Source organism: Pseudomonas canadensis (assembly GCF_030980095.1).
GTDB lineage: Bacteria > Pseudomonadota > Gammaproteobacteria > Pseudomonadales > Pseudomonadaceae > Aquipseudomonas > Aquipseudomonas canadensis.
This window is the reverse complement of sequence record NZ_CP133298.1, coordinates 6131314-6139922: the sequence shown is the minus strand read 5'-3', so window position 1 is coordinate 6139922 and position 8609 is coordinate 6131314. Positions and strand designations below refer to the sequence as shown.

General features: G+C 62.7%; 8 protein-coding genes. 2 read left to right on the top strand and 6 right to left on the bottom strand.

Annotated features, from left to right (window positions below):
- Positions 1 to 30 precede the first annotated feature (30 nt).
- Positions 31 to 954, top strand: coding sequence for a type VI secretion system-associated lipoprotein TagQ (tagQ, locus tag RB216_RS28705; protein WP_308908147.1), 924 nt, complete (start codon positions 31 to 33; stop codon positions 952 to 954).
- A gap of 124 nt (positions 955 to 1078) precedes the next feature.
- On the top strand, positions 1079 to 1456 hold the full coding sequence (locus tag RB216_RS28700) for a hypothetical protein (RefSeq protein WP_028618482.1): 378 nt from the start codon (positions 1079 to 1081) through the stop codon (positions 1454 to 1456).
- Between the two features lie 80 nt (positions 1457 to 1536).
- Here RB216_RS28700 and RB216_RS28695 read toward each other — a convergent pair whose 3' ends face one another.
- The 6 genes from RB216_RS28695 to exbB all read right to left on the bottom strand — a co-directional run bounded on the left by RB216_RS28695 (position 1537) and on the right by exbB (position 8453).
- Entirely contained in the window at positions 1537 to 2937 is a 1401-nt protein-coding gene (locus tag RB216_RS28695) for an aminoacyl-tRNA deacylase and HDOD domain-containing protein (protein ID WP_122729884.1), read from the bottom strand.
- Between the two features lie 209 nt (positions 2938 to 3146).
- Positions 3147 to 5222, bottom strand: a complete 2076-nt coding sequence (gene recG, locus RB216_RS28690) for an ATP-dependent DNA helicase RecG (RefSeq protein WP_308908146.1) — start codon at positions 5220 to 5222, stop codon at positions 3147 to 3149.
- An 8-nt stretch (positions 5223 to 5230) separates the two neighbouring features.
- Positions 5231 to 6151 carry a hydrogen peroxide-inducible genes activator gene (locus RB216_RS28685; protein WP_016975936.1) on the bottom strand — a complete coding sequence of 307 codons (921 nt, stop codon included), beginning with the start codon at positions 6149 to 6151 and terminating at the stop codon, positions 5231 to 5233.
- 143 nt (positions 6152 to 6294) lie between these two features.
- Positions 6295 to 7044 (bottom strand): TonB family protein, encoded by a 750-nt coding sequence (locus RB216_RS28680; protein WP_016975935.1) that lies wholly within the window; start codon positions 7042 to 7044, stop codon positions 6295 to 6297.
- A complete protein-coding gene (exbD, locus tag RB216_RS28675) occupies positions 7041 to 7466 on the bottom strand; it encodes a TonB system transport protein ExbD (protein ID WP_003195519.1) in 426 nt (141 codons plus the stop codon). Before exbD ends, RB216_RS28680 begins: the two co-directional genes overlap by 4 nt.
- Before the next feature lie 6 nt (positions 7467 to 7472).
- A complete protein-coding gene (exbB, locus tag RB216_RS28670) occupies positions 7473 to 8453 on the bottom strand; it encodes a tonB-system energizer ExbB (RefSeq protein WP_308908145.1) in 981 nt (326 codons plus the stop codon).
- Positions 8454 to 8609 lie beyond the last annotated feature (156 nt).

Genomic DNA, 8609 nt, shown 5'->3' with positions numbered 1-8609 from the left:
GGCAAGTCAAACTTAAACGAGAACACACCTATGCTTTTTTCCCGTAAGGCGGTTTCCAAGCGTCACTTGCTGCTGATCGCGGCCGGTTTCAGCACTGTGTTGACCGGTTGTGCCACGTCGCCGGCCTCTAAGGTCGCGTCGAGCACCAAGGTCGAGTACTACCCGAACTGCTACGAGCCGGTGCAGCACCTGCGTGCGACTGACTCGGACATGACCAAGTCGGTCGTCACCGGCGCAGCCATCGGCGCGGCCGGCGGTGCACTGCTGGGCGCCCTGACCGGCGACTCCGACAAGCGCGGCCGTAACGCCGCCATCGGTGCAGCGGGCGGCGCCCTGGCCGGCGGCGCGGCGGGTTACTACACCGAGCGCCAGAAGCAGATCAGCGATGACAACCAGCGCATTGCGTCCTACTCCACCGACTTCAACAAAAGCGCGTCCGACATCGACCGCAGCACCGCGTACGCCAAAGCGTCGCAACAGTGCTACCAGAGCGCGTTCACCAAGCTGGTGGCCGACCGCAAGGCCAAGACCGTCAACGACACCGAAGGCCGCAAGCGCCTGGCAGAAATCGTGGCGGGCCTGAAGGAATCCAATGACCTGATCGTCGCGGTCAACGGCAAAGCCAGCGAAGACCTGAACAACTACACCCAGGCCTACGAGAAAGACCTGCAGCAAGTGGGCGTGCAGCGTAACGACGTGGTGACCGTGGCGACCGCCGATACCGCTCCTGTGATTGCTCCGGCCAAGGGCAAGAAGCCGGTCAAGGTTGCGAAAAAGCAGGCTCTGCCAGTCGTGCCGAAAGAAGCTGTCACCACCGAGAAGAGCATTCAGACCGTGCAGGCCAAGCAAGCTGAAAGCAAGCAGGTCGCCAGCGCCGGTAAGGCCCAGCTCGAAGGCAGCTGCCGCGATCCGAACCTGGCCGATTGGGCCCCGGTACCTTGCCCTAACGTTTAAGTAACATGCTGCTATAAGCGTCAAACGCCAGCCGATCTTCCGCTAATGCGCTAGATCGGTGGCGTTCTTTTAGCAAATCGTTAAACTGCTGCGGCCACTCAATAATTACACCGAGGCCGTGTGCATGAAATTTCGTCTTCTCCTGTGGGTGCTGGGCCTGATGATGGGCAAAGCCAGCCGCACCAATCCCGCCTTCCAGCAGCAACTGGGTGACAAAGACCTGGCCTTCCAGCTGCAGACCCTCGACGGCAAGGTTGCCCGTCACTTCATCGTCAAAGACCAGCGCATCACCAGCCGTTCGGGTGTTCACCCTTCGCCGGCGTTCGCCATCGCCTTTAAAGATGCGGCCTACGGCTTCGCCACGATGCAGGCGAAGAACAAGCAACTGGCGTTCATGACGGGGATTCAGGACAAGTCGATCCAGATCAAGGGCAACCCGGCGCTGGTGATCTGGTTCCAGGGGTTGACCAAGTATTTGAAGCCGAAGAAAAAGAAGGGTTGAATTCATCGCCGGCAAGCCGGCTCCTACACAAACTCTGTAGGAGCCGGCTTGCCGGCGATGGCGATGTAACAGGTGGTGGGTTAGCCCTGGCTGAACTGGGACGCCAACTCGCGCAACAGCACCTCGGCATCCAGCACTTTGCCCACCACTTCCTCAGCCTTGTCACGGCTCAAGCCCAGACGCTCAAGCAGCGCATCCGGAATCGCCTCATCTGGCCCGGAGCCAATCCCACGGCTGCGCAACAAGCGTACCGCCAGACACACCAGGTTCGGGTATTCAGCGTACTGACCATCGTAGGTCGGATCGTGCTGGAAGCGCAGGGCAGTGGACAGTTCATCCGGCATGTCCCAGTAGCGCATCAGCCACGCACCGATTTGCTCGCGGCTGATGCCCAGCAGGTGTTGCTCGACATAGCTGTGGCACAGGTGCGGGTTGACCTCCAGGTGACGGCAGATCAGCGAAAAGTGCGGCGGGAACACGTGAGCCAGCAGCAGGTAACCGAAGTTGTGCAGCAGGCCCGCGAGGTAGGTCAGTCCGGCTTCCGGGCGCTGGGCACGGGGCATGGCGCGGGTCAGGCCTTCGATCACGGCGGCGGTGTAGATTGACTGGTGCCAGTAGGGTGTGGACTGGTGCGGGTGATCCTTGGGCAGGCTCAGGGTCTTGCCCAATGCCAGGCCCAGCGCCAGGTTGATCACCAGGTCAAAACCCAGCACGCGCACGATGGCGTCTTCCACGGAGCGGATCTTGCCCGGCGACGCGTAGTAGGGCGACGCGGCCCAGCTCACGACTTGCGCAGCCAAAGCGGGGTCGGTTTCGACCACGCCGGTGATGTCATCAATGGTGGCATTCGGGTCGACACGCAGCTTGATGATCTTCTGCGCCGTGTCGGCCAGCGGTGGAATCTCGATGGTCGCTTCCAGGCGTTGCTGGATGCGGCGGGCGGTGAATGCCTGCATCGCCTGGGTAATTTCCTCGCGGTCATCATTCGGGCGGTCAAGGTTGGGGCGGATGTTGCTCAGCGGCTCGCCGAAGTGGCCGGCGCTGGCCTTGGTCAGCATCGTCTTGAACGTGTCGGTCGGTATTTCCAGTAGCAGCCCGGCTTCGCCCGAATGCACCAGCAGGCTCGGCTCGTTGAGCAGGCTGCCTTCGTACAGGCACGGCGAACTGGTGAGCGGCGGCAGGCCTGGCAACAGGCTCAGTTCGTGCTTGCCCAGCATGCGTTCGACGCGATCCGGCGATACTGCCGTGAGGCGGCGACCGGTGAGTTCGGCGAGGCGGTTGAGGTCGAGCAATTGGTTCTGCGGGAACAGCACCATCAGTGCGCCCACCGCGTCTTCCAGCAACACGGCCTGGACCTTTCGCGCAGGATTCAGGCCCGGTAGGTCGGTGACTTCCGTGTAGGGGATGGCGAGTTTTGCGAGCAGAGCCCGAATGACCGGCGGGGCGGTCAGTGGGGCTGTGGCGAGGGCAACTTCTGACATGGCCTGATCCAATTTCTTACAGTCCACGAAGTATAACCAGCTTGATACAAGTGTTGGTCGGTTAACTGTTGTTTGTGACGCGGTTGGCGCTGAACCTCTGTGGGAGCGAGCTTCTCGCGAAGACATCCCAGGTCACCGCGTTCATTCCCCGGTGTCCGCGTCATCGTTAACGCGCTTCGCGAGCAAGCTCGCTCCTACAAAGTCAGGCGTCACACTTGGCCGTATTGCTGCCCATGGCGTAGCCAGCGGTCCAGCAATGGGCTGACATGATCCGGCCAACGTTCGAGCAGCGCTTGCGCCGCATCGCGCACGGCCGGCAGCAGGTCAGCGTCGCGCATCAGGTCGGCGACCTTGAATTGCAGCAGGCCGGTCTGGCGGGTGCCGAGCATTTCACCGGGGCCGCGCAGCTCGAGGTCTTTTTCGGCAATGATAAAACCGTCGTTGGTTTCACGCATGATGCCCAGGCGCTGGCGACCAATCTGTGACAGCGGCGGGTGGTAGAGCAGCACGCAATGGCTGGCGGCGCTGCCCCGGCCGACCCGGCCGCGCAACTGGTGCAGTTGCGCCAGGCCAAGGCGCTCGGGGTTCTCGATAATCATCAAGCTGGCGTTGGGTACGTCCACACCGACCTCGATCACCGTGGTAGCCACCAACAGTTGCAGGTCACCGGCCTTGAATTCGGCCATCACGGCGGCTTTTTCTGCGGGCTTCATGCGGCCATGGATCAGGCCGACCTTGAGCTCGCCCAAGGCGCTGGTGAGGTCTTCAAAGGTGGTCTCGGCAGCCTGGCAGGTCAGCTCCTCGGACTCTTCGATCAGCGTGCACACCCAGTACGCCTGGCGCCCTTCGGCACAGGCGCCGCGCACGCGCTCGATCACTTCGACACGTCGGGTGTCGGTGACCAACACGGTGTTGACCGGCGTCCGGCCGGGCGGCAGTTCGTCGAGGATCGAGGTGTCGAGGTCGGCGTAGGCGCTCATCGCCAGGGTGCGCGGGATCGGCGTGGCGGTCATGATCAACTGGTGCGGGTTCATGCGCCCCCCCACGCCTTTCTGGCGCAGGGCCAGGCGTTGTTGCACGCCGAATCGATGCTGTTCGTCGATGATCACCAGCGCCAGATTCTTGAATTGCACTTCATCCTGAAACAGCGCGTGGGTGCCCACCACCATGGGTGCACCACCGGCAATCTGCTCCAGTGCTGCTGCGCGTACCTTGCCCTTGAGCTTGCCGGCCAGCCACGCCACTTCCAGGCCCAGAGGCTCGAGCCAGCGCTTGAAGGTGATGAAGTGCTGCTCGGCAAGAATTTCGGTGGGCGCCATCAACGCCACTTGGTAACCAGCTTCCAGCGCTTGCAAGGCGGCGAGAGCGGCGACCACGGTCTTGCCTGCGCCCACATCGCCCTGGATCAGGCGCAGCATGGGTTCCTGCTGGCTTAAGTCGTAGGCGATTTCATTACCTACGCGTTGTTGGGCGCCGGTCGGCGCAAAGCCCAGGTTGGCCAGGTATTGCGCGGGCAAACGCGTGGCCTTGGGCATCGCCGGCGCACGCAGGGAACGCATGCTTTCGCGCAGGCGCTGCTGGGAGAGTTGGTGAGTCAGCAGTTCTTCAAACGCCAGGCGGTGCTGGGCCCAGTGATGACCCAGCGCCAGCTCGTCGACATCGGCATCGGCAGGCGGGTGATGCAAGTAGCGAATCGCATCGTCCAGCGACGCCAGTTGATAGTCGCGGGCCAGCTCCAGCGGCAGCCAGTCGGGCAGGCTTTTCGGGCCGAGCATCGTCAGCGTCTGCATGCACAGCTGGCGCAGGCGTTGCTGGGTCAGGCCTTCGGTGAGCGGGTAGATCGGTGTGAGCGTGGTGTCGACTGGCGGCGGTTCATCGCCGGTAATGGCGCGGTATTCCGGGTGATAGATTTCCAGGCCCGATGCACCAGGCCGCGCTTCGCCGTAGCAGCGTACGCGGGTGCCGCGTTTTAGGCCTTCTTTCTGCGCGTTGCTGAAATGGTAGAAGCGCAGGCTCAGGCCACCGGTGCCATCCTGCAGACGCACCACCAGGCTGCGACGCTTGCCCATCACCACGTCGGCGCCGCTGACCGTGCCTTCGACCACCGCGTCCTGCCCAGGGCGCAACTGGCCGATGGGCACCACGCGGGTGCGGTCCTGATAGCGCAGGGGCAGGTGGAACAACACGTCCTGGAGGTTTTCCAGGCCGACCTTGGCCAACTTCTCGGCCATGGCTTCACCGACACCCTTGAGTGCCGTCACCGACACCTGCGACAGCTCAGTCATACCGTTGCTTAGCTCGCAGCCGTCGGCTTGGCCACCGAGCACAGGCGGATCGAATCGGCGAGGATCTCAATCGCTTTCGGTCGTGGGAAGCTGGCGCGCCAGGCGATCGCCACGGTACGGAACGGTACCGGCGGCGTCAGTGGGCGCACTTCGATCACGCCGGGGGCGTAGTGGTGGCTGTCCACCGCCGACAGCGGCAGGATCGAAATGCCCAGGCCGGAGGCGACCATGTGCCGGATGGTTTCCAGGGAGCTGGATTCCACGGTGGTGTGCTTGGCGCCGTCGTTGCCCTTGGTCAGGGTCGGGCAGGCTTCCAATACCTGGTCACGGAAGCAGTGGCCTTCGCCCAGCAGCAGCAGGCTCTTGTCGTTGAGCAGGCCGGCGTCGATGGTGTCCTTTTGCGTCCACGGGTGGGAAGCGGGCATCAAGACGTAGAACGGCTCGTCGTAGAGCGGCAGGGTCAACACGTCCGCTTCGTTGAACGGCAGGGCGATGATGATCGCGTCCAGCTCGCCGTTGCGCAGTTTGTCGCGCAGCACGTGGGTGAAGTTTTCTTCGATATATAACGGCATCTGCGGCGCGACGCGGTGCAGTTGCGGGATCAGGTGCGGGAACAGGTACGGGCCGACGGTGTAGATGGCGCCGACTTTCAGCGGTGCGGTCAGCTGGTTCTTGCCGGCCTGGGCTAGTTCGCGAATGCTTTGCGCCTGCTCCAGCACCTTCTGGGCCTGGGCCACAATGCCTTCGCCCACAGGCGTTAGGCGCACGGCGCTCTTGCTGCGCTCGAAAATCAGCACACCGAGTTCGTCTTCAAGCTTTTTCACGCCCACCGACAGCGTCGGCTGGCTGACATGGCAACGCTCGGCCGCGTGGCCGAAGTGCTGCTCTTGGGCGAGGGTAACGATGTAGCGTAATTCTGTAAGAGTCATAGCGGGCGTCCATGAGGTTGCGGGCCAAGCATACCGGCTGCAATCGATAGACGCACGTTATCAGAACTTTACTGGGGATTGAGCGGGGAGTTACGCAGATTTTGCTGAAGGTGGTAAGGGTTGCCCCTCACCACCTTCATTTTTCAGCGACGACGCTTCTCGATGTTGTACACGAACGGTGCAACGATCTCGATGCTGCCACCTTTGAGCATGTCTGCCGGTGGCTTGGGCAGCGGTTGGGCGCGACGGATCATGTCCAGCGTGGCGCGGTCCAGGTCGGCGTTGCCGGAGCGGCCCACCAACTCGTAGGACAGCACGTTGCCTTCGGCATCCACCACGAACTTCAGGCGGTTCAGGCCTTCCTTGCCACGGGCCTGCGCGCCTGGCGGGTACTTTTTGTACTTCTGCAAGTGAGCCAGCAGCGTGCCTTCCCAGGAAGCCTTCGCTGCGATTTGCTGCGGAGAAGGGCCTGGTACAGGTTGGGCCGATTTCTCAGCCGGTGCCTGGGTCGGCGGAGCATCGCTCGGCGGATCCTCGGAGGGTTTCTCCTTGGGCGGCTCGATCTTCTTCTCCACAGGCTTCGGCGGCTGCGGTTTAGGCTTGGGCTTGACCGGCTTGGGCACCTGGATCGTTGGCTTGGGTGCCTCGGCCAGTTTCGGCAGGGGCAGCTCTTCCACCGGTGCAGGCGGTTGCGGCGGCGTTACCACCTTGGGCGGCGCTGGCGGCGGCGGGGCTGGCATCGGTGCCAGGTCGATGACCATGGCAGCCGGCGGCAACTGCACCGTGCGCGGCGCGGACCAATGGAGCGCGATAGCGATCGCGACGGCATGCACGCCCAGTACGACGGCGAGGCTGGTGCCATAACGCGTCAGTTTGTGGCGCGTCGTGATCATTTCTTGGCTGCCGTCTCAAGTCCGACCAGGCCGACCTTGAGGTAGCCGGCTGCCCGCAGGGCATCCATCACGCTCATCAGGTCGCCGTAGTCCACGCCCTTGTCAGCCTGGAAGAAGATCGTCGTGTCTTTCTTGCCTTGGGTCTTGGCGTCGAGCACCGGGCCCAGGGTTTCAGCTTTGACTTCTTCTTCGCCCAGGAACAGGCGTTGGTCCGCCTTGACGCTGAGGAAGATCGGTTTCTCTGGCCGTGGCGCAGGTTTGGCGCTGGACGCGGGCAGGTCGACCTTAATGTCCACGGTCGCCAACGGTGCCGCCACCATGAAGATGATCAGCAGCACCAGCATCACGTCGATAAACGGCGTGACGTTGATTTCGTGGTTCTCGACGAGTTCGTCGTCGCCTTGATTCAAATGCAGGCCCATGGCCGATTACCCCACTTTCACCATGTGCGGTTGCGAGCTGCGCTCGGTAGGCAGGTGATCGAGGTCGCGGCTGACCAGCAGCAGGACTTCTGCCGACGCGTCCGATACCTGGGCTTTGTAGCCGGCAATCGAACGGGCGAAGACGTTGTAGATCACCACCGCAGGAATCGCGGCAACCAGGCCCAGGGCGGTCGCCAGCAGGGCTTCGGCGATGCCAGGGGCAACGACGGCAAGGTTGGTGGTCTGGGTTTTGGCGATGCCGATGAAGCTGTTCATGATGCCCCACACGGTACCGAACAAGCCGACGAACGGCGCGGTAGAACCGATGGTTGCCAGCACGCCGGTGCCGCTGCTCATGTTACGACCGCAGGCTGCCACCAGGCGCTCCAGGCGGAAGGCCACACGCTCCTTGATGCCTTCTTTTTCGCGGGTGTTGGCCGACAGGCGCATTTCTTCCAGCGCGTCGTGCACCAGAGTGTTGGCCAGGGTGCCCTTCTTGGTCGCGCTTTCGCTGGCTTCCTTGAGGGTGGTAGCCTTTTTCAGGTGGACGATTTCAGTGCGCAGACGACGTTTGGCGCCCAGCAGCTCGAAGCCTTTGGCGATCCAGATGGTCCAGGTGATGATCGAGGCGATGGCCAGGCCGATCATCACGGCTTTCACCACCACGTCAGCGTTCTGGTACATGCCCCACGGCGACAGGTCATGGGCCATGCCCAGGGTGTTGTCTTCTTCCAGCACCACACCGGTGTCTTCGGCGGAGGCTGGGTCAGCCGCCAGGGCCGGGTCGGTGGCGGCCGGCGCAGCCACTTGAGCTGCCGGTGCCGCGGCATTTTGCTCGGCGGCAGCCGGGGTGGCGGGTGCGGTGGCGTCAGCGAAGGCGGCGGTCGGTGCCAGCAGTACGCTGAACAGCAGCGCAGCAATCGCACGCCAGGCGCGGGATGGGCTGTGAAGCTTGGTTGGCGAAGCGGGGGTTGTATTACGTGTCATGCTGGCCGGACCTGAGAGAAAAAATGAGTGATCGTCCTTCCAGACCCAAGGGGTCGAGGACAAATGGGCGGTTATTATTGCAAGTAATTCTTGTTAACAGAAGTAATACAGTTACTTTATTTGCCCTTTTTCTGGCCGTCGGTCACTCGCGAGGGC